At 60.2% G+C, this 26,424-nt stretch carries 17 protein-coding genes and 2 pseudogenes; 9 read left to right on the top strand and 10 right to left on the bottom strand.

Translation table 11 applies throughout. The features are described from left to right. Window positions 1–127: 127 nt before the first annotated feature. Complete coding sequence (gene metE, locus GQ39_RS30565; protein ID WP_047538241.1) at window positions 128–2,440, bottom strand: 5-methyltetrahydropteroyltriglutamate--homocysteine S-methyltransferase; 2,313 nt, start codon at window positions 2,438–2,440, stop codon at window positions 128–130. Between the two features lie 108 nt (window positions 2,441–2,548). Here metE and metR point away from each other — a divergent pair, with 108 nt between their 5' ends. Continuing rightward, entirely contained in the window at window positions 2,549–3,466 is a 918-nt protein-coding gene (metR, locus tag GQ39_RS30560; protein WP_047538239.1) for a transcriptional regulator MetR, read from the top strand. Window positions 3,467–3,543: 77 nt separating this feature from the next. Here metR and GQ39_RS30555 read toward each other — a convergent pair whose 3' ends face one another. From GQ39_RS30555 to GQ39_RS30545, 3 genes are read right to left on the bottom strand one after another with little or no spacing between them, the layout of a single operon-like run. Further along, the gene (locus tag GQ39_RS30555) at window positions 3,544–4,083 is read right to left on the bottom strand and encodes a GNAT family N-acetyltransferase (RefSeq protein ID WP_052193701.1); all 540 of its coding nucleotides are present in this window, start codon (window positions 4,081–4,083) and stop codon (window positions 3,544–3,546) included. 2 nt (window positions 4,084–4,085) lie between these two features. Continuing rightward, window positions 4,086–4,724 (bottom strand): LysE family translocator, encoded by a 639-nt coding sequence (locus GQ39_RS30550; protein WP_047538236.1) that lies wholly within the window; start codon window positions 4,722–4,724, stop codon window positions 4,086–4,088. A gap of 22 nt (window positions 4,725–4,746) precedes the next feature. Beyond that, window positions 4,747–5,190: an NUDIX hydrolase gene (locus tag GQ39_RS30545; RefSeq protein ID WP_047538234.1), complete on the bottom strand. Its 444-nt coding sequence runs from the start codon at window positions 5,188–5,190 to the stop codon at window positions 4,747–4,749. 192 nt (window positions 5,191–5,382) lie between these two features. Between GQ39_RS30545 and GQ39_RS30540 the strand changes: the two genes are divergently transcribed. The 3 genes and pseudogenes from GQ39_RS30540 to GQ39_RS30530 all read left to right on the top strand — a co-directional run bounded on the left by GQ39_RS30540 (window position 5,383) and on the right by GQ39_RS30530 (window position 8,096). Next, the gene (locus tag GQ39_RS30540; RefSeq protein WP_047538231.1) at window positions 5,383–5,853 is read left to right on the top strand and encodes a hypothetical protein; all 471 of its coding nucleotides are present in this window, start codon (window positions 5,383–5,385) and stop codon (window positions 5,851–5,853) included. Between the two features lie 165 nt (window positions 5,854–6,018). Continuing rightward, a pseudogene (locus GQ39_RS30535) lies at window positions 6,019–6,307 on the top strand (LuxR C-terminal-related transcriptional regulator); the annotation flags it as partial. A gap of 169 nt (window positions 6,308–6,476) precedes the next feature. Then, window positions 6,477–8,096, top strand: a complete 1,620-nt coding sequence (locus GQ39_RS30530) for an FMN-binding glutamate synthase family protein (protein ID WP_047538228.1) — start codon at window positions 6,477–6,479, stop codon at window positions 8,094–8,096. Between the two features lie 24 nt (window positions 8,097–8,120). Here the strand turns inward: GQ39_RS30530 and GQ39_RS30525 are convergent, their stop codons facing one another. Continuing rightward, window positions 8,121–9,629: a glucosyltransferase domain-containing protein gene (locus tag GQ39_RS30525; RefSeq protein WP_047538225.1), complete on the bottom strand. Its 1,509-nt coding sequence runs from the start codon at window positions 9,627–9,629 to the stop codon at window positions 8,121–8,123. 365 nt (window positions 9,630–9,994) lie between these two features. On the opposite strand from GQ39_RS30525, the gene GQ39_RS30520 reads away from it, so the two are divergent. Beyond that, window positions 9,995–11,134, top strand: a complete 1,140-nt coding sequence (locus GQ39_RS30520; RefSeq protein WP_047538222.1) for an OpgC family protein — start codon at window positions 9,995–9,997, stop codon at window positions 11,132–11,134. A 97-nt stretch (window positions 11,135–11,231) separates the two neighbouring features. Here the strand turns inward: GQ39_RS30520 and GQ39_RS30515 are convergent, their stop codons facing one another. After that, entirely contained in the window at window positions 11,232–12,653 is a 1,422-nt protein-coding gene (locus GQ39_RS30515) for an amino acid permease (protein ID WP_047538217.1), read from the bottom strand. Between the two features lie 630 nt (window positions 12,654–13,283). On the opposite strand from GQ39_RS30515, the gene GQ39_RS30510 reads away from it, so the two are divergent. Together GQ39_RS30510 and GQ39_RS30505 are read left to right on the top strand one after the other, a co-directional pair. Further along, complete coding sequence (locus GQ39_RS30510) at window positions 13,284–16,403, top strand: transglycosylase domain-containing protein (RefSeq protein WP_047538215.1); 3,120 nt, start codon at window positions 13,284–13,286, stop codon at window positions 16,401–16,403. Window positions 16,404–16,567: 164 nt separating this feature from the next. Continuing rightward, window positions 16,568–21,241 (top strand): NEL-type E3 ubiquitin ligase domain-containing protein, encoded by a 4,674-nt coding sequence (locus GQ39_RS30505; RefSeq protein ID WP_047538211.1) that lies wholly within the window; start codon window positions 16,568–16,570, stop codon window positions 21,239–21,241. Between the two features lie 122 nt (window positions 21,242–21,363). Here GQ39_RS30505 and GQ39_RS30500 read toward each other — a convergent pair. Then, a pseudogene (locus GQ39_RS30500) lies at window positions 21,364–22,890 on the bottom strand (TcfC E-set like domain-containing protein); the annotation flags it as partial. Window positions 22,891–23,000: 110 nt separating this feature from the next. Then, a complete protein-coding gene (locus tag GQ39_RS30495) occupies window positions 23,001–23,477 on the bottom strand; it encodes a CS1 type fimbrial major subunit (RefSeq protein ID WP_047538208.1) in 477 nt (158 codons plus the stop codon). Window positions 23,478–23,978: 501 nt separating this feature from the next. On the opposite strand from GQ39_RS30495, the gene GQ39_RS30490 reads away from it, so the two are divergent. After that, entirely contained in the window at window positions 23,979–24,554 is a 576-nt protein-coding gene (locus tag GQ39_RS30490) for a PadR family transcriptional regulator (protein WP_047538204.1), read from the top strand. Further along, the gene (locus tag GQ39_RS30485; RefSeq protein WP_047538201.1) at window positions 24,551–25,336 is read left to right on the top strand and encodes a siderophore-interacting protein; all 786 of its coding nucleotides are present in this window, start codon (window positions 24,551–24,553) and stop codon (window positions 25,334–25,336) included. The genes GQ39_RS30490 and GQ39_RS30485 overlap by 4 nt, the downstream gene beginning before the upstream one ends. 156 nt (window positions 25,337–25,492) lie before the next feature. Here the strand turns inward: GQ39_RS30485 and GQ39_RS30480 are convergent, their stop codons facing one another. Both GQ39_RS30480 and GQ39_RS30475 read right to left on the bottom strand, forming a co-directional pair. Further along, window positions 25,493–26,125 carry a Pr6Pr family membrane protein gene (locus tag GQ39_RS30480; protein WP_047538198.1) on the bottom strand — a complete coding sequence of 211 codons (633 nt, stop codon included), beginning with the start codon at window positions 26,123–26,125 and terminating at the stop codon, window positions 25,493–25,495. Between the two features lie 14 nt (window positions 26,126–26,139). Then, on the bottom strand, window positions 26,140–26,370 hold the full coding sequence (locus GQ39_RS30475; RefSeq protein ID WP_007985772.1) for a VF530 family DNA-binding protein: 231 nt from the start codon (window positions 26,368–26,370) through the stop codon (window positions 26,140–26,142). Window positions 26,371–26,424 lie beyond the last annotated feature (54 nt).

The following is a 26,424-nucleotide window of genomic DNA, read 5'->3' as shown; positions in this document are numbered from 1 at the left end:
CTGTAGGAGCGAGCCTGCTCGCGAAAAACGCAGGTGCACCGCTGGGTATCTGGCTTCCCGCGTTATCGTTGACGTCCATCGTCGGAACGCCGCCCGGAGCCGGCTCGCTCCTACAGGGGCGTAGTGATCACGCCAACTGGCTACGCAACTGTCGCGCCGCCGCCACCATGTTCACCAGCGCCGCTTCGGTTTCCGGCCAGGCACGGGTTTTCAGACCGCAATCGGGGTTGACCCACAAACGCTCGGCCGGAATGCGCTTCACCGCTTTGCTCATCAGCTTGACCATCTCGGCGGTGTCCGGCACCCGTGGCGAGTGGATGTCGTAGACGCCCGGACCGATGTCGTTCGGGTAGTCGAACGCCTTGAACGCTTCCAGCAATTCCATGTCGGAACGCGACGTTTCAACGGTGATCACGTCCGCGTCCATGGCCGCGATGGCTTCGATCACGTCATTGAATTCGCTGTAGCACATGTGGGTGTGGATCTGGGTTTCGTCACGCACACCACTGGCACTCAGGCGGAACGCTTCCACCGCCCAGTCGAGGTATTCCTGCCATTGCGCCCGACGCAGTGGCAGGCCTTCACGGAACGCGGCTTCGTCGATCTGCACGATCTTGATGCCAGCGGCTTCCAGGTCCAGCACTTCGTCACGCAGGGCCAAGGCCAATTGTTGCGCCTGGACTTTGCGTGACACGTCTTCACGGGGGAACGACCACATCAGCATGGTCACGGGCCCGGTGAGCATGCCTTTCATGACCTTGTCGGTCTGACCCTGTGCATAAGTGATCCAGTCGACGGTCATGGCGTTCGGTCGGCTCAGGTCACCGTAGATGATCGCCGGTTTCACGCAGCGCGAACCGTAGCTCTGCACCCAGCCGAAACGGGTAAACAGGTAGCCGTCCAGCTGTTCGGCGAAGTACTCGACCATGTCGTTGCGCTCGGCTTCACCATGGACCAGCACATCCAGCCCCAGGCGCTCCTGGATCTGCACGGAGTGACGGACTTCATGACGCATGGCGTCGGTGTAGTCATTGGCCGACAGCTTGCCTTGCTTGAAGGCCTGGCGTGCCAGGCGGATGGATGCCGTCTGCGGGAACGAGCCGATGGTGGTGGTCGGAAACGCCGGCAGTTTCAGGCGTGCACGCTGCTGTTCGATGCGCTTGGCAAACGGCGCATGACGCTGGCTGTCGTTCGGGCCAATCGCCGCGACACGTGCCTGCACGTCGACCTTGTGGATGCGCGGCGACTCGGCGCGGCTGAGCTGAACGGCGCGGCTCTCGGCCAGGGCGGCTTGCACCTTGGGCGCCTGCGGATCGTTCAAGGCATCGCGCAACACAGCGATTTCGCCACACTTTTGGACGGCAAACGCCAGCCAGCTTTTGAGTTCCGGATCGAGTTTGTCTTCACGCTCCACATCCACCGGACTGTGCAGCAGCGAGCAGGAACTGCTGACCCACAGGTTGTCGCCAAAGCGTTCCTGGGCAAATTGCAGTTGTGCGAGGACAGGCTCCAGTTCGCAGCGCCAGACGTTGCGGCCATTGACCAGGCCCACCGAGAGAATCTTGTAGGTCGGCAGGCGATCGAGCACATGCAGCAGTTGGTCGGGGGCGCGCACCGCATCAATGTGCAGACCTTGCACCGGCAGGCCAACGGCCAGGCCAAGGTTGTCCTGCAGACCGCTGAAGTAGGTCGCCACGAGTTTTTTCAGCGGCGAGTACTGGAGGATGTGATAGGCGCGTTCGAAGGCGTTTTTCCAGGCTTGCGGCAGGTCGAGGGTCAGGATCGGTTCATCGATCTGCACCCATTCCACGCCTTGGGCGGCGAGGCGACCGAGGATTTCGTTGTACACCGGCAGCAGGCGTTCCAGCAGGTCGAGCTTGTCGAAGTGGTTGCCTTTGGCCTTGCCCAGCCACAGGTACGTCAGCGGGCCGATGATCACCGGTTTGACGTTGTGACCCAGGGCCCTGGCTTCAGCGACTTCGTCGAACAGCTGTTCCCAGCTCAGCTTGAACGGCTGCTCGGCGCTGAATTCCGGGACCAGGTAGTGATAGTTGGTGTCGAACCACTTGGTCAGTTCCTGGGCGTATTGCGTCTGGCCATGCTCACCGCCGCAGCAGGTCGCCGTGGCGCCACGGGCCATGGCGAACAGGGTGTCGAGGGTCGGCAGGCCGTACGCGTCGCGGGTGCTGTCGAAGCGCTCGGGGATCACACCGAAGGCCAGGGAGTGGGTCAGTACCTGGTCGTACCAGGCGAAGTCGCCGACGGGCAGCAGGTCGATGCCGGCGTCTTTTTGCAATTGCCAGTGGGTGGCACGCAGCTGGCGGCCGACGCTTTGCAGCGCATCCTGGTCGAGATCGCCCTTCCAGTAGGATTCGAGGGCTTTTTTCAGTTCGCGGTCGGCGCCGATGCGCGGAAAACCAAGGGTGTGGGCCAAGGCCATGGTGAGTTTCCTCCCTTAAAAGATGGCGCTATTGTCGACAGCCAGGGCAACATGAGACAAACTCAACCTTTTCGTGTTGATCACAAGTTTTCCTCATGGAGCAACCCGGTGCTTGAAATCCGTCACCTGAAGACCCTGCACGCCTTGCGCGAAGCCGACAGCCTGGTGGATGCGGCCGATCGCCTGCATTTGACCCAGTCGGCGCTGTCCCACCAGTTCAAGGAACTGGAAGAGCGCATGGGCATGCCGCTGTTCGTGCGCAAGACCAAACCGGTGCGCTTCACCAGCGCCGGCTTGCGCCTGCTGCAACTGGCCGACGCCACTCTGCCGCTGCTGCGTGGCGCCGAACGCGACATCGCGCGGCTGGCCGGTGGCACCGCCGGACGCTTGCACATGGCGATCGAGTGCCACAGTTGCTTTCAGTGGCTGATGCCGACCATCGATCAATTCCGCGACGCCTGGCCGGAAGTCGAGCTGGACCTGGCTTCGGGGTTTTCCTTCGCGCCCCTTCCGGCCCTGGCCCGTGGCGATCTGGACCTGGTGGTGACCTCCGATCCGCTGGACCTGGCGGGGATCACTTACGTGCCGTTGTTCACCTACGAGGCGATGCTCGCCGTGGCCAACCAGCACCGGCTGGCGAGCAAGGCCTACATCGTCCCGGAAGACCTGGTCACGGAAACCCTGATCACCTACCCGGTGGAACGCGACCGCCTCGACATCTTCACCCGCTTCCTGGAACCGGCCGATATCGAACCGGCGCAAGTGCGCACATCGGAACTGACGGTGATGATGATGCAACTGGTGGCCAGCGGACGCGGCGTCTGCGGCATGCCCCATTGGGCGCTGCACGAGTACAGCTCACGGGGTTACGTGAAGGCCAAGCGGCTGGGCGAGAAAGGACTGTTCGCGACGCTGTACGCGGCCGTTCGCACCGACATGCTGGATGCACCGTACATGCGTGATTTCCTGCTGACGGCGAAGGACACGTCGTTTTCGACGCTGGATGGGGTTAGCGCGGTCCGCTAGAAAACCACAACCTCTGTGGGAGCGGGCTTGCCCGCGATGGCGTTGGTAGATCCAACATCAATGTGTCAGACATGACGCTATCGCGAGCAAGCTCGCTCCGACAGGGATTGGCGGTGTGCCTGGATCTCACACCACATGTGAATCTTGTCGAAATACTCCTCGCCCACCCGCACCGCCATCGGCTCAAGCCCGAACTGGATGAACCCGCAACGACGGTACAGGTTGAACGCCGCGTCATTGCCGGCGGTGACGGTCAGTTTGATCAGCCGCAGTTCCGGATGCTGCTGCGCCTCGGCCAACACTGCCTGCACCAATTGATAGCCGAGTCCGCGTTGACGGACATCGGCGGACACGTACATACCAAACAGCGTCGCCTTGTGCCGGGCCTTTTCCCGAGGCTCGAAGGCCAGCCCGACAATGCCCGCCAACCTGCCCTCTTCGAACGCGCCGAACACTTGATCCAGCTTGCCGGTCAGGCGCGACTCCCACCACTGCAAGGGCATGGAGGCCCGCTCGCGCACGCTGGAGGTGAACGCCTGCGGGTGACGGTCATAGGCTTCGAGCATCAACTCCCGGTAAGCCAGGGCATGGCTGGCATCGAGACGTTCGATCCACATGTTCAAGCCATCCGGCGTTGTTCAAGCATCAGCCGCAGCGCCAGCGCCGACAGCACGAAACCCATGAAATAACGCTGCAGCGCCAGCCAGGTCGGGTTGCTGACGAACCACGAAGCGATGCCCGCAGCAAACAGGGCGATCAGCAGATTGACGCAGAAACTGACGCTGATCTGGGTCAGGCCCAGCACGATGCTTTGGGTGAACACCGAACCGTGTTCGGGGCTGATGAACTGCGGAAACACGGAAAGGTAGAACACCGCGATTTTCGGGTTCAGGGCACTGGTCAGAAAACCCATGGTGATCAGTTTGCGCGACGAATCCGGCGGCAACTGTTGTGCCTCGAACGGCGACCGCGCACCGGGTTTGACCGCTTGCCAGGCCAGCCACAGCAGGTACAGCGCGCCGGCCCATTTCAACACTTCATAAGCCATCGGCACCGCCAGGAACACGGCGGTCAAACCGGCCGCCGCGGCGAACAGGTGCACGAAAAAACCCGCGACCACACCCAGCAAAGACGTCACACCGGCCTTGCGTCCCTGGCAGATCGAACGGGAGATCAGATAGATCATGTTCGGCCCCGGCGTCAGGACCATCAGCAACGCGGCAGCGGCGAAAATCAGCAAATCCTGAAGCGGGATCATGGCGGTTCCTTGGCGTGGATGATCAGGCGATCGCGGTCAGCGAAGCCCGATAAAACGGCAAGATCAGATCACGTGTCAATGGCGCGAGGGTGACATTGCCATCGGTGGCCGGGTCAATCCAGATCACTTCTTCGATCTCTGCTGCTGGGCAAACTTCAGCTTCAATGGTCAGCAGAAAGATTTCCGCCTGTACGACAAAACCCGGCTCGTTGGCAGCCGGAGCCGAGAACTGCCCGAGAAAAGTCGCGCAGGCTGGATCAATGATCAAACCCAACTCTTCTTCCAACTCACGGGCCAGGGCATGGACCGGTTGCTCATGGGCCTCGATTTTGCCCCCCGGCTGCATGAACGCCTCGGTGCCGCGCTTGCGCACCAACAAGGTACGGCCGTCGGGGCCGATCAGCAGGGCGGCGGCGATGTGGATAAGTCCGGAATCAATGAGAGAAACATCAGTAGGAAAAGACATTGCTGACCAAAGGTCCATGTGAGGGCCGTACAGAATCCCACGCCTTTTTGCCTCGGCCAAGGGCTGAGTCTCGCCAAGGACCAGAACGGTCCGCTGACAAGTCCGGAAATTTCCCACGAACGAGTTTGGTAGCGTGTTTGCACCGATTTTCTACGGTCCCTCACCCCATTCGCTGCCCATGGAAGCCCCAGCATGTCCGACATCTCAACGCTGAAAGAAAAAATCAACACCAAGACCTTTCATCTCGTTCTGTTAGGGCTACTGACGGGAGGGCTCTATTTGAACATCTGGATGTATAAAACCTTTACCGCACTGGAGGACGTCACTCGAATAAAAACCATGAGCTCGGCCTTTTTTGTCGGCTACCTGGCCCTCATCGGGATAATCGGATATGTCAGCGTCGTCCCCCATCTCTATGCACTCGTGCTGACCGGTATCCTATTGTTAGTACTCATTGCACTTTCCCTGCTCTGGTGCTTTCGCGTGCGGCGGGTGCTGAAGGCTTACGCCTTGGCTGTACACAACTTCGAGCTGCGCATGAACCTGGTCTATACCGGGCTTTTTTCCTTTTACTACGTCAATTACTGCATCAACGCCCTTGCGAGTGACAAGCAGAAGCACGAAGACAAAATGCGAGCGAAACACGAAGCCATTCAAGCCTGAACGAAAAAGGCGAACACCCGTAAAGATGTTCGCCTTTATGAAAAACCAAAGTGAGTACCAACCAGATCCTTTGTGGGAGATTGCCCGGTCGCTGTCTGTGCGCCAGTATGCGCAGCAAGCCAGCAGGCGGGGAAATACGCCGCCGGGGTAACACGATAGGGGTAAAGGCATGACACTCTCGTTGGACGACATCGCCTGTCGGAGGTGGCGCCGGAGCATTTCGAACTCACCGAGTACTATCAACGCGACTTTCGTGTGAATGTCGTGGCGGACGAAATCCAGTTTAATTGTCAGCTCGAAGGCGACCGCACGCTGTGCCTTTCACTGGGCAGCAAGCAGCCTGGAGATCTCCATCGAAACCGTAAAGGTCCACAAGAAACACATGTACAGCAAGCTGGGGATCAAATCCCGGTCCGAGCTGTTTTCGATTTTTCTACAGGCACAAAACGCCTGACATGGCACTGAAATGCTTTTCTGCAGGAGCGAGCCTGCTCGCGATGATCGTGAACGATAACGCGGGGAACCTGATGCCCCGCGGTGTTCTCTGGTTCATCGCGAGCAGGCTCGCTCCTGCAATGATTTGCGTTTAGCCGAACCATTGAGTCCGAACCCACGGAAACCGTATGAGTCTGTCACTCCTGAGCCGCTACGCCTTCTTTGCCGTCTGCGTGATATTCACCCTCGCCAGCCTGCCCTTTCTCGAGCACGACTGGCTGTGGCCGATCACCGCCGTCACGGGCGTACTCAGCCTGGTCGGTGTTTTCGATTTGCTGCAAAGCCCCCACGCAGTACGCCGTAATTACCCGATCCTCGGCAACATTCGTTACATGTTCGAAGCCATTCGCCCGGAAATCCGCCAGTACCTGCTCGAATCCGACAGCGACGCCCTGCCCTTTTCCCGGGCCCAGCGCTCTCTGGTCTACTCCCGGGCCAAGAATGAAAGCGCCGACAAGCCGTTCGGGACCCTGATCGACGTGTATCAATCGGGCTTCGAGTTCATCGGCCATTCCATGCGTCCGGCGCCCTTGAGCGACCCCGCCAGTTTCCGCGTGATGGTCGGTGGCCCGCAATGCACCCGGCCGTATTCCGCGTCGGTGTTCAACATATCGGCCATGAGCTTCGGCTCGCTCAGTGCCAACGCCATCCGCGCCTTGAACCAGGGCGCCAAACTCGGCAACTTCGCCCATGACACCGGCGAGGGCAGCATCAGCCCGTATCACCGCGAACACGGCGGCGATCTGACCTGGGAACTGGGCAGCGGCTACTTCGGTTGCCGTACCTCGGACGGGCGTTTCGACCCCGAACGCTTCGCGGCGCAGGCACAGACGCCGCAGGTGCGGATGATCGAAATCAAGATGAGCCAAGGCGCCAAACCGGGGCACGGCGGGATTCTGCCCAAGCACAAGGTCACCCAGGAAATCGCCGATACCCGCGGCATCCTGATGGGCGAAGACTGCATTTCGCCGTCACGTCACAGCGCGTTTTCCACACCTATCGAGTTGATGCATTTCATCCAGCAGTTGCGTGAACTGTCCGGTGGCAAACCGGTGGGCTTCAAGTTCTGCCTGGGCCATCCGTGGGAGTTCATGGGGATCGCCAAGGCCATGCTGGAAACCGGCATCCTCCCGGATTTCATCGTGATCGACGGCAAGGAGGGCGGCACCGGCGCCGCCCCGGTTGAGTTCACCGACCACATCGGCGTGCCGATGCGCGAAGGGTTGCTGTTCGTGCACAACACCCTGGTCGGCCTGAACCTGCGGGACAAGATCAAACTCGGCGCCAGCGGCAAGATCGTCAGCGCCTTCGATATCGCCAGCGTCCTGGCCATCGGCGCCGACTGGGCCAACTCGGCGCGTGGCTTCATGTTCGCCATCGGCTGCATCCAGTCGCAAAGCTGCCACACCAACAAATGCCCGACCGGTGTTGCCACCCAGGACACCTTGCGCCAACGGGCACTGGTGGTGCCGGACAAGGCCCAGCGCGTCTACAACTTCCACCGCAACACCCTCAAGGGCCTGGCGGAGATGCTCGCCGCCGCAGGCCTCGAACATCCGTCGCAGTTGTCGGCCAAACACCTGGTACGACGCATGTCGGCAACCGAGATCAAACTGTTCTCGCAGTTGCATGTGTCCCTGAAACCGGGGGAATTGCTGACCGGTGAAGTGAATGGCGAGTTTTACTCGCGGATGTGGCAGATGGCGCGGGCCGACAGTTTCGAGCCCAATGAGATCGCGGCTGCTTGACCGCCACGGCCCCGTCACTGCGCTTCACCAGCGAAGCGTTTTGACCGGGGCCGGTTCCTTCATCACGATAAAGCCGTAATCCCCGATCAGGTAGATCCGGTAATACCGGCTCTCCACCAGCGAGGGAAAGCCTTGATACCCGACCTTCGTCGCGTTACGCCGCTCCTTCTCCGCGACCACGTTGGTGATGCCCACCGTGGGCAGGTTTTCGGCCAGCATGAAATAGTCGATGTTCAGTAAATAGTGCAACACCGGCATGTGCTTGAACGAGCCCGCGGCCCCGGCCAACCAATGATCGGAATAGGTCACCGACAGGTAAATGCGCTTGGCCTCGCGCAGCGCCCGATGGCTGGCGATGTCGTACTCGAGGCTGTAGAGCGCGCTGCTGGCGAAGGTTTTCTGCAGCACCAGCACACGCCCATAGGCGAACGACAGTGACAACATCGCCAACAGCGGCACCACCAACAGCAGCGGCAATCGCTCGTGCAGGGGGGCCAGTGCCAGATGAGCCAGGTAGAACATCAGCACCAGCAAGACCGCGAAGCCCATCAGGGTTCTGGCGCCTTCGTTGAAGTCGCGGAAAAACAGGGCAACCCCCGACACCAACAGCAGCACCATGGGCACGCTCAGCACACAGAGCAGGCCGATCAACAGTTTCTTCGGTCCACTGTCCGGACGCCGCACAACCCGTGAACCCAGGCGAACCGCACCGGCAAGGGCGCACAGCAGCAACCCGGTGAACACCCAGGCAAATCCGCCATGGAACAGCAACACCACGTTCTCCAGCACCCGGCCGAGGTTGATCCGGATTTGCAGCAAGGGATGCGCGCCCCCGCTCAGCAACAGCGTGCGCCCCTCTCCCATGAAGGGGTAAGCGCTGACGCCGTAGATCAACCCGCCCAGCACGAGTTGAGCGAGCTTCCAGCCGATCAAGCCGCCCCACTGCGGCCAGGCCACTTTGTCATTGGCGGCCCGCAACACTTCCAGGCAACACAGGCCGAGAAACACATTGAGGCTCACCTGATACAACCCGAGCGCCAGTGCAATCAGGAATGACGGCACCAGCCATTGCACATTGCGCGAGGGATGGCGAAAGGTGATGGCGTAGATCACCGCCACCACGCTCAGGACCATGATCGGGCCGTCGTACTGATAAGAGAGGTTTTGCAGGAAGAACGGGTTGTACCAGAGCGGCAACAGCACCAGACAACGGGCGACCGTCGGTTGACGGAAGTAATGAAAGGTCAGGCTGGTCAGTGCCGAGGCCATGGCCACCGTCGCGATCAACAGCGGCAACGGAAAGATGTTCGGCGCGGCGCTGCTGAAGGTCAACGCGTTGTAGAACAGCTCGGCGAACAATCGTCCCTGTTGGGCCCAGGCCATCCCTGCCGACAGCGAGCGCCAGTTGTCATCAATGTAGGGGAAGTCCGCCAGGATCAGCGGCAGCACATACAAAAAGGTCGCGAGCAGGAAAAACAGCCAGACCTGACGGCGACCGAGTTCCCTGACGAAGAAATCACTGAATCTGCCCATGCTATGGCCCGTGCCGGTCTTTGCCGCCGCCTCTGTGTTCGACCACAGCGAGGGGGCGGTGAATCAGCGTGTTCGCAACGCCGATCACCCTGTCGCCGGCCAAGCCTTTGCGCACCCGTCTCATGCTGACAACCCTGTGTGGGAACCCAGTACGTCCACCTACATTTGAGCTTGTCTACTGTCAGAAATCACAGGCGTGAGGCCCTTTCAGACCAGCGGTTAAACGCTGCGAGACATTCCGAAATATCCCGACTTTGCATTTGTCGGCGAATCACGCCACCCTGCGCGCCGCCGATGTGCCGGGGCGCAACCTTTCGCCCCTTCCGGACTCCTTTGTTTAACCCCCCGTTTACGAGCCTGATGTCATGACGTTCGAGCGCGATCACCGGATCGACTTTTTTCGCGGTCTGGCACTGATCTTCATTTTCTGGGATCACGTGCCCCACAACCCTCTGGGTCAAATCACCTTGCGCAACTTCGGCTTCAGCGACGCGGCTGAAGTCTTCGTGTTTCTGGCCGGTTATGCCGCGGTGCTGGCCTACGGCAAAATCCTGGCCCGCGAGGGGTTCCTGATCACCTGCGTGAAAATCCTGCGCCGGGCCTGGGTGCTCTACGTGGTGCATATTTTCCTGCTGGCGATGCTGATGGGCATTGTGTTCTTCGCCAACAGTCACGTGGAGACCCGGGATCTGGTGGAGGAAATGGGCATGCACCACTTCATCGCCAGCCCGCAACAGGCCCTGATCGATGAGCTGTTGCTGCGCTTCAAACCGAACCTGATGGACCCGCTGCCGCTGTACATCGTGCTGCTGGCCGGGTTGCCGCTGGTGCTGCCGTTGCTGGTGCGCAAGCCCTGGGCCGTGGTCGCGATGTCGTTGACGGTGTACCTGCTGGCGCAATGGCTGGGCTGGAACCTGGCCGCCATCAAGGACGGCGTGTGGTACTTCAACCCTGTCGCCTGGCAGTTGCTGTTCGTGCTCGGTGGCGCGGCGGCGATTCACTCACAGCGCTCGCGCGTGCCCGAGACCCGACCTTTGATCCGCCAGCCGTTGTTCCTGACGGCAGCGGCATACGTTGTGGTCGCCGGCGTGCTGACGGTGTTGTGGCGCTGGCCGCAGATCCACGATGCGCTGATGCCGGCCAGCCTGAGCAACCTGATGTACCCGATCAGCAAGACCAACCTGTCACCCGTGCGCCTGTTGCACTTTCTGGCGCTGGCCTACGTCACCGCGAAACTGCTGCCCGACACCGGCTGGACGAAAAACTGGCTGGCCCGGCAAAGCTGCCGCATGGGGCGTTTTTCCCTGGAAATCTTCTGCCTCGGCGTGCTGCTGGCGCCGCTGGCGGACATGATCAATGCGATGACCGACGATGCCTTCGCCATGCAGATCTTCACCGCGCTGGTGGGGGCCGGGTTGATGGCGTTGCTGGGGGCCTGGCTGGAGTTCAACAAGCGCTTGAATCAGACCCTCAAAAGATCGCAGACGGTGACAGCGTCTGCCTGAGCAGATCGCGTGCGCCTGTCGATGCCGAGTTGATCTGCAAAAATACAAAAGCCCCGGCCTAAAAAGACCGGGGCTTTTGCGTTTCAGGCGTTACGACTTACGAAGCCGACTGCATCGCACCCTGCGACACAGGGGCCGGTTGCAACTTGAACACGTAGAACAACACGGTCAGCAGCACCAGGAACGCCGGGCCGACATACAAGGCCACGCGAGTGTCCGGGAAGTAGGCCATCAGACCGACCACCAGCACCAGGAACGCCAGCGCCAGGTAAGAACTGATCGGGTACAGCCACATGCGGTATTTCAAACCCGCACGTTCGCTGGCGCTCAGGCCCTTACGGAATTTGAGCTGGGCCAGCAGGATCATCACCCAGGTCCAGATCGCACCGAAGGTCGCAATCGCCGTCACCCAGACGAACACCTTTTCAGGCACCAGGTAGTTGAGCAGCACGCCCAGCAACAAGGCGCCCATCGACAGCAGCAACGCGCGACGCGGCACACCATTGCTCGAGGTCTTGGCGAAGCCGGCCGGGGCCTGACCGTTCTGCGCCAGGCTGTAGAGCATGCGTCCGGTGCTGAAGATGCCGCCATTACAGGACGACAGCGCCGCCGTAATCACCACGAAATTGATAATGCCGGCGGCGGTCTTGATGCCCAGGCGCTCGAAGGTCATCACGAACGGGCTGCCCTGGGTACCGATTTCATTCCACGGGTAGATCGACAGGATCACGAACAGTGCGCCGACGTAGAACAGCAGAATCCGCCAGAACACCGAGCCAATCGCATCGGGAATGGTCTTTTGCGGGTTCTTCGCTTCACCGGCGGTCAGGCCGATCATTTCCACGCCGAGGTAGGCGAACATGACCATTTGCAGGGACATCAACACGCCTTGAACGCCATTGGGCATGAAGCCGCCATGGGTCCAGAGATTGGAAATGCCCAGCGCGACCCCGTCGTTGCCCAAGCCAAAGGCGATGATGCCGATGCCACCCACGACCATCGCAATGATGGTCACGATCTTGATCAGGGCGAACCAGAACTCGAATTCACCGAAGGCCTTGACCGCGATCAGGTTGATGGTGCCCATGCTGACCAGGGCCGACAGCGCCCAGATCCAGCGCGGTACATCGGGGAACCAGACGCCCATGTACACCGCCACGGCGGTGATTTCCGCGACGCAGGTCACCAGCCACAGGAACCAGTAGTTCCAGCCGGTCAGGAAGCCCGCCAGAGGGCCGAGGTAGTCTTGGGCATAACGGCTGAACGAACCGGCAACCGGGTTGTGCACGGCCATTTCGCCGAGGGCGCGCATGATGACCAGAATGGCCAGGCCGCCGATGATGTAGGACAGCATGATCGCCGGCCCTGCCATCTCAATGGCCTTGGCCGAACCGAGAAACAGACCGACACCGATACAGGCACCGAGTGCCATCAAGCGAATATGCCGTTCGCCGAGTTCACGTTTGAGCGGGCCGCCCTGAGCGGTCTCGCCGTGGGGCAGATGATTGCCAACTGGCATAGGGGTACCACCTCGTCTTGTTATTGGATATAGCCACCGAGTGTTGAAGCATTGGCCGATGAGCCACTGCTTCCCGTAACCGGTTCTGCCTCGTGGACGAAACCGTCCTGCAGGACACAACCTGCAGGATCAGCGGGGCGTGCAGTATAAAAAGCCAGAGACAGTTATTTTCACTCTATAAACCACAATATTCAGGCTTAACTCTCGGCAAAAGCCCGGTTCACGGAGATGAATTGTCTGACTTTTGTAGGATTTTTCGCCTTTTTACAGTGGCGGCGAGTATTGCACGGTATTGGTGCGTCGTCATGTACATACGCAGGCCTTTTTTACCCAATGGACGCGTCTAGATCGGCACTTCCAGCGTGCAGCGACCCCTGTGGCGAGGGCGCTGCACGCTGGGCTGCGAAGCGGCCCCAAACCCTGCCATTGGGTTGTGCCTGACGGAACCGGTTGCCTGGTTTTGCGCCTGCCGCGCACTCGAACGGGACGGTGCGGCGATCCGACAAACTCTCTCGCCACAGGAAACAGAAGAAACCCGATAGTTGGAGGTTCACAATTTTTTCACCATCGCCAACCACCGTCTAAGCTTCAGGCAAGTCAGATCAATCTGCGTGAATGGATCAGTCGACTATGGGCGCGTTATGGCAAACCGATTCGAGTAAAACTGTGGTCCCGACTGAACGTGTGGATGAAGCGCCTATACCTGAGAAACCCCGTCGCAGTCGCGTCAAGCATGGGTGGAAGGCGTTTTGGTTGCTGATATTGATCATTGCGATTGTCGTAGGCCTGGCGGCATCCAAGGAGATGCGCACGTCGAGGTTTCAATCGCAGGAGATCAGCAAGTTTGCCCAAACCCTCAACTATGAACTCAAACCCGGCCCTAGTGATGCCATTCACTACCCTGGCGCCGGCCCGTTCGATCTGCGCCTGGGCTATAGCTCGCTGGGCGAGTTCCTGCCCCGTTTGCTCAAGCGTGATTTCGTCGTCGAAGCGCAAACCCGTTTTTCTCCGGCGCTGATGAATTACACCGACAGGGGCCTGTTCGTGCCCTATTCCGAGAAAATCCAGGCCGGGTTATCGATTACCGATTGCCGCGCCGCGCCGTTGTACCAGTACCACTATCCGCAACAGCTCTATTCCAGCTTTGCCTCGATCCCGCCGGTGGTGGTCAACAGCCTGTTGTTTATCGAGAACCGCTTTCTGCTCGACCCCAGGCAACCCCTGGCCAACCCTGCCGTGGACTGGCCACGCTTCGGCATGGCGGCCTGGTCCCAGGTTGCCAAGTTGCTGCACGTACCCGGCCAGTCCGCCGGTGGCAGTACTCTGGCCACGCAGCTGGAAAAATACCGGCACTCGCCCGATGGCTTGACGGTCAATGGCGCGGAGAAAATCCGCCAGATGATCTCCGCCACCGTGCGTGCCTATCAGGCCGGGCCACAAACCCTCGAAGCCCGGCAGAACATTGTTCGCGATTACCTCAACAGCGTGCCGTTGTCAGCCGTACCCGGTCACGGGGAAGTGCATGGCATGGCCGAAGGCTTGCGGGTGTGGTACGGCTCCGATTTCAACCAGGCCAACGAAGCACTGACCAGCACCGCCACAGACCCGCAAACCATGGCAGCGAAAGGTCTGGCCTTGCGCGAGATGCTGTCATTGATGATCGCCCAGCGCCGCCCGTCCCATTACCTGACCAAGGGTCGCGACGAACTGGTCGACCTCACCGACAGCCATATTCGCTTGTTGGCCCAAAATGGCGTGATCGACGCCCCGTTTGCCGCCGCCGCATTGGCCAGCAAGGTGACGTACCGCGACTGGGCCACCCAGCCGACCATCCAGCCGATCGAAACCAACAAGGGCATCAGCGTGGCCCGCAGCCGTCTGGCCGGGATGCTCAATCGCCCGCTGTACGACCTTGACCGCCTCGACCTCTCGGCCACCAGCACCCTGCAAGGCGAACTGCAAACCCAGGCCACCGAGTACCTGAAAAAACTCGCCGACCCGGCCTTCGCTTCGCAGATCGGCCTGATCGGCGAGCGGCTGTTGACCCCCACCAGCACCACGCAAGTGCGCTACAGCTTCACCCTGTTCGAACTGACCCCGGACGGTTCGCGGGTGCGGGTGCAGACCGACAGCACCGATCAACCGTTCGACATCAACGAAGGCAGCAAACTGGAACTGGGCTCCACAGCGAAAATGCGCGTGCTGACCACCTATCTGCAGATCATTGCCGAGTTGCACGATAAATATGCCGGCATGACCATCCCGGAACTGAAGAAAGTCGACGTGCCGGAACAGGATCACCTGAGCCGCTGGGTGGTCGATTATCTGATTCAAAACAAGGACCGCAGCCTGCAGCCCATGCTCGGTGCGGCGCTGGACCGCAAATATTCCGCCAGCCCCGGCGAAGCGTTTTTCACCGGTGGCGGACTGCACGTGTTCCATAACTTCCGCAAGGAAGACAACGGCCGTATGCCGACACTGCGCGATGCCCTGCGGGAGTCGATCAACCTGCCGTTCATACGCCTGATGCGCGACCTGGTGCGCTACACCACCTATTCCGGCCCCAACAACAGCTCCGAATTACTCAAGGACGACCGCGACCCGCGTCGTCAGGAATACCTGGCTTCGTTCGCCGACCGCGAAGGCACTTCATTCCTGCTCAAATTCTGGAAAAAATACAAGAACAAGGACACCCAGGCTCGGCTCGAAACCTTTCTCGACAGCATGCGCCCCACCCCGATCCGCATGGCCGCCGTGCACCGATACCTGTTGCCGCACGCCAGCCAGGAAAGCTTCAACACCTTCGTGCGCTCGCACCTCACAGGCGCCAAGCTCACCGAAAAACTCACGGATGAACGCCTGATAAGGCTCTACGACAGTTACGGCCCGGGCAGCTACGACCTGCCGGACCAAGGCTTCATCGCCAAGGTCCACCCGCTGGACCTGTGGATGATGGGCTATTTGCTGAATCACCCGGACGCCACGTTCAAGGATATCGTCAAGGCCAGCCAGTTCGAACGCCAGGAGGTCTACAGCTGGCTATTCAAGAGCAAGCACAAAGGTGCCCGTGACGGCCGCATTCGTACCATGCTGGAGATCGAGGCGTTCCTCGACATCCACCAGCGCTGGCAGAAAGTCGGCTATCCGTTCGACCACCTGGTGCCGTCGCTGGCGACCGCCATCGGCAGCTCCGGCGACCGCCCTGCCGCGTTGGCCGAGCTGATCGGCACCATCCTCAACGACGGCGTACGCATGCCGACCCTGCGCATCGACAGCCTGCACTTTGCCGCCGGTACGCCGTACGAAACCAAACTGATCAATGACCCGGAAGTCGGCAAACGGGTGATGCCGTCCGAAGTCGCCACCGCCATGCGCGAAGCCCTGTCACAAGTGGTGGATGCCGGTACCGCCAAGCGGGTCGCCGGCAGTTTCAAACTGCCCGACGGCAGGCCGCTGGCCATGGGCGGCAAGACCGGCACCGGCGACAACCGTATCGAAGCCATCGGTTCCGGCGGACGGATCCTGAGCTCCAAGTCCCTCAACCGCACGGCGACCTTCGTGTTCTACATCGGCGATACCCATTTCGGCACCCTGACGGCGTTCGTGCCGGGGCGTTCGGCCGAAAATTTCACCTTCACCTCGGCACTGCCGGTGCAGGTGCTCAAGGGCATGGCGCCGATCCTCACGCCTTACCTGCAACCGGGCACCCACACCATGTGCCAGCCACCCGAGGTCACCGCCGGCCGCTGAGAGAACTCAATGGAAGGATGGCGGTACATATGTATTTTTCACTCTTGGATTTTGCGAGAACGGTGCCGGCAACGGCGCCGATTCAAACCGATTTTTGCGCTTTTTTTTGACCTCATGCCTACCTAGTCTGGTCGTCCGATTCATGATCAAAGGACGATCAGACAATGCCCATTACCCCCTCGGCGATTCAAGGATCAGACCCGCTCGACATCCCCCCGTTCGACAAAAGCATCCACTTCCATCAGGTCAGAAAGGCCATTCCGGCCTGGCTGCTGAACACCTCCCCATCGCGCGTCGACGCCCTTAAATCCGTCAGGCTGACGTTGCCCGACTGGCACAGGAACGCGTCAACCACCGCTCACCGCAAGCTGAAAAAAGCCATCCAGCTCGGCTGGACCGCGCAAAACACCGCCGATAAGGCATTGAGTGATGTGCAGGATGTTTCCGCCTTTGCCAAACCCCTGTTGGAGCAAGCGCTGAAGGACCGCTTCGGCGTCGATGACGATGTCGAGGACACCTGGCTGCGCCTGTATGCCCCGGTGAAGACGGCCTGGTGGGTGCATGATTTTTCTGGCGGCACCACCAGTCGCACTGTCTCGCTGCTGGATGCCGCGCTGCACAACTTTTCCCGGGACGAGTCGTTTACCCAGGACTCGGAGTTCATCACCCGCCCCGACAAACGCGGGCATTTCAACGTCAAACCGCTCAAGCAAAAACTGAGCATCGAGCAGTTCAAGTCCCTGTGTCGCGAACTGGACATCGGCGCCCGCTACCAACAGCACCTTAAAGACACGTTGCTACCCACCGAAAAAGCGACGAGCAATGTCCTGCGACACAAAGTCATTCTCAGCCAGAAAAGCGCGCTGAATGTCGCCGCGCATATGGCCCTGATGAAGCACGACATCGACCAGGAGGCCTTTGATGTCGTGCAAGGCATGCTCGAAGATCGTTCACGGCTGAAGTGGAACGGCAAACCCATCGCCTATTACAACCTGGCAATGATGGACACGCGTTTGAGCGGCATCATCCTGATCGCCGAGGACACTGCCATCGCCAGCGGCCCGGTCCCGGTGATTGCCTATGTTCCCCATGATCCGCTGCACCCGCTCAAGCAATACCCTTCGTCACTGGAATTCATGGCTGAACTGACACGCCAGCTGCGCGATGGCGCATCCGCCAACAGCTATCAACAGTTCTTCAGTCAATTCGTGCCCCATGAGCAACGCGGGCATTTTTTCGCCGGGTTGAACGCGCGTCTGAGCACGGTGAAGTGGCAACCGGTGGCCGCCGGTTCCAACTTGCCGAGCTGGCGCGAAACCCCTGTGGATAAACCCGCTCTGCAATTCAGTGTGTCGAGTATCAAGACCGACCGCGAGACGACCTTCAACAATGACCTGTGGGGCTACCGTTACCGACAGACCCTCAACAAGGTGTTCAACGATGGCCGGGAGATCGCCATCGCCACCGAATACGCCGACCGCATGGCCCGCTGGGCCTGGTGGGACAACCTGGAAAAAATGCTCTCGGACATCCTCAACGTTGCCTTGCTGGTGGCGACACCGTTGGTGCCTGGCCTCGGTCAACTGATGCTGGCGTACACGGCCTGGCAACTGACCGATAGCGTGGTCGAGGGCCTGGTCGACCTGGCCGAGGGACACTTGGCCGAAGCCGGTGAGCAGGCCCTCGGCGTGCTGGAAAGCGTGGTCCAGTTGGGCGCGTTCGCGGCGGCAGGCGCCGCCGGCAATGTGGTACAGGCGAAGCTTTCGCCGTTTTTCGAAGGCCTGAAACCGGTGCAACTGGCAAACGGTGAGACGCGCCTGTGGAACCCTGACCTCAGCCCCTATCAACGCACCGACGTGGTTTTGCCCGAGGGCGCCCGGCCTGATGACCAGGGTATCCACCCGCATCAGGGCCGGCGCATCCTGCGCCTGGACGATCAACACTTCGAAGTGCTGGATGACGCAGTCACCGGGCAACCACGCATACGCCATCCACAGCGTTTCGATGCCTACGCCCCGACCCTGCGCCACAATGGCCATGGGGCCTGGGTCTGCGAAACGGAAAACCCGCGCGAATGGGAAGGCAAAACCCTGATGCGCCGCCTCGGCCACAGCACCGAGGGTTTCGACGATGAACAACTGGAGCAGATCCGCCAGATCAGCGGCACCGAGGAAGGCGCGTTGCGCCGGATGCATGTTGAAAACGCCCCGCCGCCACCGCTGCTGACCGACACCCTGCAACGCCTGTCTTCACCGCCCATCGCGCCCGCTGCGTTACCCGCTGAAATCGCGCCGCTGTTCAGCGACTTCCCCGAGCTGCCGGCGACCGTTGCCGAACAAATCCATGCGCATGCCAGCGCCACGGAACGTCAGCGGATGACCGAGGAAAACCGCCTGCCTCTGCGCCTGAGGACCCAGGCACGGGAGCTGCAGTTCGAAACGCAAACCGTACGAGCGGCCCAGGGTCTGTACCCGAGCGCGGCCATCACGCCCGACACCGAGCGTCTGGTGCTGGGCACCTTGCGCTTCAACACCGACGCCTTCGGCGACCTGCGCCTGGAGATTCGTCAGGGCACCTTCGATGGCGATCTGCGTTACAGCGTCGGCCCCGAGGACGCCACGCGGGTGCGGGTGCTGATTCGCGACGAGGCCGGGCAATATCAGGTGCGTGATGGCGAGGATCAGCCGATCCATGAAGCCGATGATTTTTTCGAAGCCGTCCTGCAGGCCACGCAAGAAAATGGACAAAACGCCCTGGGCTACAAACCGGGGGATGCTGAACAGTTCAGGGAATGGGTCATGGCCAAATCGGCCCCGCCCAGCGAACGCCGGACCGTACTCGCCGACCCGCCCATTCGCCCGGTGGCCGAGCATGAAACGATGTTGTTGGTGCGTGGAGGGTGGCTGAGCAAGGAAGGCCTGACACTGCACGAACGCATTCAGGATCTTTATCCGCATTTCAGCGAGGCCGAGGTCGACAGCTTCGCCGCTGCCCTGACCGAACAGGGCGAGCCAATGAAGCTTCTTGAGGAACAGGAAAACGATCTCAACCAATTGCGCAATCTCATTGATTTGTGGGAGGCGCAGTCGGCCGGGCTGGATGCCGACAACCCGATGCCTATGCGCCGCGTTCGACGACACATTGCCGATTGTTTACTCGCCTGTTTCGAACGAAAAAATACCGAGCTCGGCAGCCGTACCGAACCCCATGGCTATGCGCTGGATCTGTCGCGGGAACTGCTTCCGATCAATCTAGAGTCCGAATGGCCGGAACGACCGCAGCTGAAAAAGTACCTGGACAAAGTCACTGTCCTGAAACTGGATAACACGCGGTTTTCCGCCAAGGCCAATGGCTTATTGAAAGATTTCCCCAACCTGCGCGAACTCAGCGCCAGCCGATGTGAGCTGACGAGCCTGCCCGAAAACATCGGCACCCTGCAGCGGCTCGAACGCCTGCGCTTGAGTGACAATCAAATCGTGCTGGACGCCACCGCCGTCGAGCAACTCAAACACCTGACCTATCTGGAGATTCTGCGTCTGGACAAAAACCCGCTGGGCAGGCCTGTCGATATCTCGCGCATGCCCCGGCTGAAGGTCGTCGGGCTGCGGGACACGGTCATGACCACCTGGCCCGAAGGTACGTTGAACAAAACCAGGCCCCGGGGTTTTCTGCTGGACCTTCGGGACAATCCGATCAGCCTGATTCCCGAAGTGGTCCCAGGCTCACCGCAGGCCTGGGTCGTGGCGCGCACCCGGCTGAATGTCGGCAACCTGTCGGAATCCAACCAGGTTAACTATCAGGCCATTCGTCGCTCGGTGGCGTTGCCTCCGGAGCCCGTGGTGCCCGCCAACAGCCAGGCGGACTGGGTGGTCAATTCCAACTACAGCGCGGACCATTGGAACGACGTGCCCGGCTGGGGCGTCGACCGGGCCAATCACTGGTCGCAGCTGGTCGACGAGCCTCAGGCCAAGCGCTTCCTGGAAGTATTGCTAGATACCCGCCTGAGCCGCGACTTCCAGGCCGGCGGCCCGGCCCGGGATCAACTGGTGCAACGCGTCTGGCGCATGCTCGATGCCGTCTACGTCGACATGCCCCTGCGCGAGAAGCTGTTCACCATGGCTGTCGCGCCGGTGGATTGCGCCGACGCCGGTGCGCAGTTGTTCAATCACATGGGCATTGATGTACTCGCCTACGAGGCCCACGCGTATTCCACCGACCCGGCGCAGCTGGAGCAGAAGCTGGTGACCCTGGCCAAAGGCGCGGCGCGGCTGGAACAGGTCAACGAGGTTGCCCGCGCCGATGTCGCCAGTCGTGGCGGCAACCCGGACGAAGTCGAGGTCTACCTGGCCTATCAAACCGGATTGGCAGAGCGCCTCGACTTGCCCTGGCAGTCGAAGGGCATGCTTTACCGGCCGGTGTCCGGCGTTACTGACACGATGATCGATCAAGCCTATGACACGGTGCAGGCCCTGGGTGAAGGCGACGGTCTGGTGGACCGAATGCTCGAACAGGATTTTTGGCAAACGCATTTGAACGAGCGCCATGCGAGCGAAATGCAAGCCAACAAGACTCGCTATCAGGAGCTGTCGGATCAACTGGACACCCTTCGCGATACCCAGCGCGAATGGGCCGAATCGACGTCGGATACTCAGCGCGCCGCACTGCGCAGCCGGCTCAGGGAGCTGATGAACGACCTACCGGCACCGGACACAGTAGTCTTCGCCGATGAGCCGTTCAGCGATGCGGTTTTCGACCGCCTGCTGGTCGATCTCGGTGACGCCGAGAAAGAGCTGTCGAGGCGTTTGACTCGTCAAGCCATGAAGCGCGCCGGCCAGTAAAAAGCACAAACATGAGTGTCACGCGGCGTTAATGCTGGATGTGCCTGCCTCATCGCGAGCAGACAGAACGCCGCCCGACTCGCTCCCACAGGGGATCGGTGGTTGCCACACGATTTGTGTACGACACCGACCCCTTCGACGTTGCCCTCACTGTGGGACACCCGGGCGTTGAGCGAATCCTTGCGACTGATGCGGTGATTCAGCGCCAGCGATGAATTGCTGGTCTGGCCGGTGAATACATTGCGTTGGCGCACGCGGGTGCCATCGGGCAGCGTGTCGTAAGTGTTGGTGGTGTCGAGCCAGCTACGGTTGTGGCTGATTACCAGGCTGCCGGCACCGTAGTTGTAGAGACCTTGCAGGTCGGCACCGGTGCCGTGGTCTTCGGTCTGGTAGAGGTTGGCGTAGACACTGGTGCTGTTGCCCAGGGTCCAGTCAATGGAGCTGCCGTACTGGAGCGTTTCCCGCACCTGGCGTGCCGACAAACCGAGAATCACCCGTGGATGCAGCAAATAGTTGATCGAGGCGCCCGCCGTGGCATCGCCGCTGCTTTGTTGATCCCAGTTGCTGAACAGTTTGCTTTCCTGCCCGGCGAACAGGTTGTAGCGCCAGCGCTCATCGTGGTTGCGCCAGTTGCTCGGTTTGTAGATCAGCTCCTGAGTGGTCGAGGTGACTTGACCGTCTTCGATCAACCGCACTTCCACTTCATAAATGCCGCCGGGCAATGGCCGCGTGTCGAGGGTCTGCAAACCGGCCGGGACCGCCTGTGTATTGATCAACAGGCCATCGCGATAGATCTCCACGGACGCCTGGCGGTTGGCCGTGACATACACCGGGTATACGCTGGGTTTCGGGCTGTCGATGGCCAGGCTGTCAGAGCTGCCATACATCACGCCCACGGCGGTGTCGGGACTGGTGCCGAACGAACGGGGCTGGCGAGTCAGGCCTTCGGAGTTGGGCGTGAAGTAGCCCAGCCGGAAGAAACGGCCCTCCAGTTCGCGCTGGGTGAAAAGCTCCTGCACGGCGTGATAGGTCTTGTCATCCGGCCCGCCCAGGCGCGCCAGCTGCATGTTGAAGCTCTGGCTCCAGTTGCCCAGGCTGCCGCTGGCCTCCAGACCGAAACGACCACCCAGGTCTTGATCCTGACCGCCGTTGAGATTGAGTTGGTTACGCACCATCAGGCCGCTGCTGCCGCCTTCCGGTTGAGCGTAGAAACGCTTGGCTTCGCTATCGCGCTCGGCATTTTCGGTGACGATCGACAGCAATGAATTTTCCAGGTTGTAGTGAACCGCCAGCATTTGTTCCGGGCATTGCCCCTTGCACGCCCCGAGGGCCACGCCGGGCTTGAGGATGTAAGACCAGGCCTGGCGCTCCCCTGCACCGAAACGGCTTTCACTGGTGTCGGTAAAATCGAGCAACGTCACCCGGTCATCGCGGGACAACACAATCATCGCCTCGCCGAGCGGTTGCTGATCGAGTTCGACCCGAACCGCCAACGGAACGTCGAAGAAATGCTCCTCGAACTCTGCCGGCAAGCCTTTGGCCTGAGCCAGCAAAGTTCGCGGCGTATGATCAATAGAAGTGGGCGCCGCAAATGCACTGCTACATAACAGCAACGCAAGCGCTGCCGCGATGGGCGTCATCGGGAACATGAACAAGTACTCTGATTACGAGAAAGTCAAAGCCCGGTCGACAGACAGAGTTGTTTGTCGACCGGTTACGTTACTTGAAGCAAGTAAGCGTTTTACCGTCGTGTTTAAACTTAGACGGAAGGTTCAACCACCAACATGACAACGCCGGTGTAGTCGCCCGAATCAGGTTTGCCACCGACCGCACTGATCTTGAACGGCGCGCGATAACGAGTATTGGATTCGGTATCGCCCACAACTTCTTGCGAAGTGGTTGTCAACGCTTTGCCGTTGAGTTCGACTTTCAAATCGATTGCCTTGTTACCGGCAATCAGCTTCGGCACGCCTTCGAGTCGGGCGTTTACCTTACCGGCGGTGTGAAGGACATCAAAGTGCCCGTCGACGGTTCGCATGGAGCCGGTAGACGGGTTGTAACTCATATCCTGGTCTTTGTTGACCAGATCCGAATCAACCGGGACCGCGTAGAAGTCGTCGGCCGGCACGTGGGCAATCAGGCTGATGGAGTGCTTGGCTTCAGTGGCGGCAAACGCCATGGAAGAACTCAGTGCCAGAACAGCCAGAGGAGCAGCGAACGCGATTTTCTTGAACATCTTTCAGTACCTGTCTTTTAAAAAGGATTAGCGCAGAAAGTTCAAGTTGAGCAAAACCGTCACGAGCAGCTAGTTGCTCAACTGAACTTTCAACGCCGAAAGATGATCGATCAATTTATCTGGAAAGTAAGCAGGCAAATTCCTGCAAGTGCGTAGCCAAAGCACTATCAAGGCAGCAAGAAAAAACCTGAAATTATTTAATTTAGAATGTCTGACTGTAAGAGAAATACTACAAGCCGGACACTAACGACAATGACTCGCAGACACTACCCAAGTTACTTCTGTAAGACCAATACCACAAGCCCCGCATTCAATAGGCCAAAAGATAATATTAGAGAGTTAACACTAATTTAAACTTTTTCACCCGTTTTGGTCACACTATTTTCGCGCTGTTGGCTGGCTCAGCGGCTCGACGATCGGGGCGGCCATCGGTCGGTGGGGATTGCTTTTTTCTTAAGATATATCTTAAGTTGTATCTAAACACGACGAGAGAAAGCACAAATGAGAGACCATCATTCCCCCTACCGCGAACACGGCGACGGCCGCGACGGCTTCGAGAAACGCCCCGGCCGCGAGCGCGGTGGGCGCGGCCCCCGGGTCTTCGCCCCCGGTGACCTGAAACTGCTGTTGCTGGCGCTGATCGCCGAACAGCCTTGCCATGGCTACGACCTGATCCGCCAGATCGAAGGCATGTTCGACGGCGCCTACAGCCCCAGCCCCGGCGTGATTTACCCGACCCTGACCTTTCTGGAAGAGAGCGAAATGATTCAGGGCGACGCTGAAGGCGGGAAAAAACGCTATTGCGTGACCGACGCCGGGCGTCAATCCCTGGCCGAGCAAGCCGTCGCCCTTGAAGGCGTGCGGGTGCGCATCGATGTCAGTAAACGTTCCCTGCGTGGCCATGATCGCCCACCCGAAATCCACGAGGCGGTGCACAACCTGCGCCATGCCCTGCAACTGCACCACGGCCGCTGGAGCGCAGAAGAAATCCGGCGTGTCGCGACCCTGCTCAACGACACCGCCAAAGCCATCGTCGACGGCCCCGCCGTTCAAGCTGCCCAGGAGAAAGCCGAATGACTGAAGTCGTTACCCAAGCCATTCATCGCGTCATGCACGAAATCAAACGCCGGCGCCTGGAAGTGTTGCGGGTGGTCGACCTGACCCCGCGCATGCGCCGGATTACCTTGGGCGGGCCTGAGCTGGCGGGTTTTGTCAGCCTCGGCACGGACGATCACGTCAAACTGCTATTCCCGCAGAACGCGGCGGAACAGGCAGCGCTGGAAACCCTGGTACTCGGCGCCGGCAAAAGCGACGGACCGATGCCGGCCATGCGCGACTACACCCCGCGTCGCTATGACCTGGACACGCTGGAGCTGGACATCGACTTCGTGCTGCACGGCGACGGCCCTGCCTCGACCTGGGCCGAACAGGCCAAGCCGGGGCAGTTCCTGCACATCGGCGGGCCGCGCGGTTCGATGATCGTGCCGGACATGTTCGACAGCTATCTGCTGATCGGCGACGAAACCGCCCTGCCCGCCATTGCCCGGCGTCTTGAAGGCTTGCCGGCGAATCGGCGCGCGTTGGTGATTATCGAAGTGGAAAACGGCAAGGAGCAGCAAGTGCTGGAGAGCGCTGCCCAGGTCAATGTGATCTGGGTGCTGCGCGAGGGTGGCAAGGACCACCTGCTGAGCACCGTACGGCAGATCAAGGTGCCCACTGGCAGCCTGTATGCCTGGGTCGCGACCGAGACCAAGGTGTCGCGGCAGATCCGTCGAGTGTTGCTCGATGAGCATGGGCTGGATGAGCAGTTCGTCAAGGCCGTGGGTTACTGGCGGTTGGATAACACTGACGAAGAGTGACCGGCTTTAGGGCCCCATCGCGAGCAGGCTCGTTCCCACATTGGATCTGTGTGCAGCAAACCTTTGTGGGAGCGGGCTTGCCCGCGATAGCGGATTGGCAGGCACTTCAAAGGCGCCTTTCAGGCCGTCATCGCTGGCAAGCCAGCTCCCACAGGGTTAACGCCGTCGATCCAGGCCAACCATCAACAACGCAATCAACACAAACCCCGCCAACAATCCCCCGGCATTGATGAACACCTGTGGATAACCCAGCTTCTCCACATCAACGAACGGATAGGGATAAACCGCCAGCAAATGCCCGCGCAGCAGCGAATAGCCGAAGTACAGCAGCGGATAAATCACCCACAACGCGATGTGTCCCAGCCGCAATAGGCCCTTGGGCACACAACACCACCAATACACCAGGAACAGCAGCGGCATGATGTCGTGCAGCAGCTCATCGGCCAGCCACTGCCAGCCCTGGGGATGCCACAAATGGCGCAGTAACAGGTTGTAGGCCAGGCTGACCACGGCGATGCTCACGGCAACGCCGCTACTGACCGACGATTGCAAAAACCAGCGCCGTGCAGCGGATTCGCGGGACGTCAATTCACAGGTCAGGACCGTCGCCACCAGCGTATTGCTCAGCACGGTGAAGTAGCTGAAAAAGCTCATCAACCCACCCAGCAGACTGGCGCCCAGGGTCCACCGCGAATAGAAAATCAGGTACATCTGGATGCTCAGGCCGGCCCAACCCAGGACCGCTGCCACGGCAACAAAATGACGTCGCGCGACAGACCCGGTCGCCATCGGGTTGACCCTGTTCAGAGCGGGCGCTTGGTGCGCATCAGCTTGACGTAGAGGCGCTCGACCTTCTCCCGTGCCCAAGGGGTTTTACGCAGGAACGTCAGGCTCGACTTGATGCTCGGATCACTCTTGAAGCAGCGAATATCGATGCGCTCGGCCAGCCCGGACCACTCATAATGCTCAACCAGGGCGTTGAGGATCTGTTCCAGGGTCACGCCGTGCAGCGGGTCAGTGTTGTGTTCGGTCATGCCGGGCCTTCGAGCAGAGTGAGGATTGGAAGCCGCGCACCTTAGCCGAGGGCT

The sequence above is a fragment of the Pseudomonas sp. 11/12A genome (genome assembly GCF_000800055.1).
GTDB lineage: Bacteria > Pseudomonadota > Gammaproteobacteria > Pseudomonadales > Pseudomonadaceae > Aquipseudomonas > Aquipseudomonas mohnii.
This window is presented reverse-complemented; position numbering and strand designations above follow the sequence as displayed.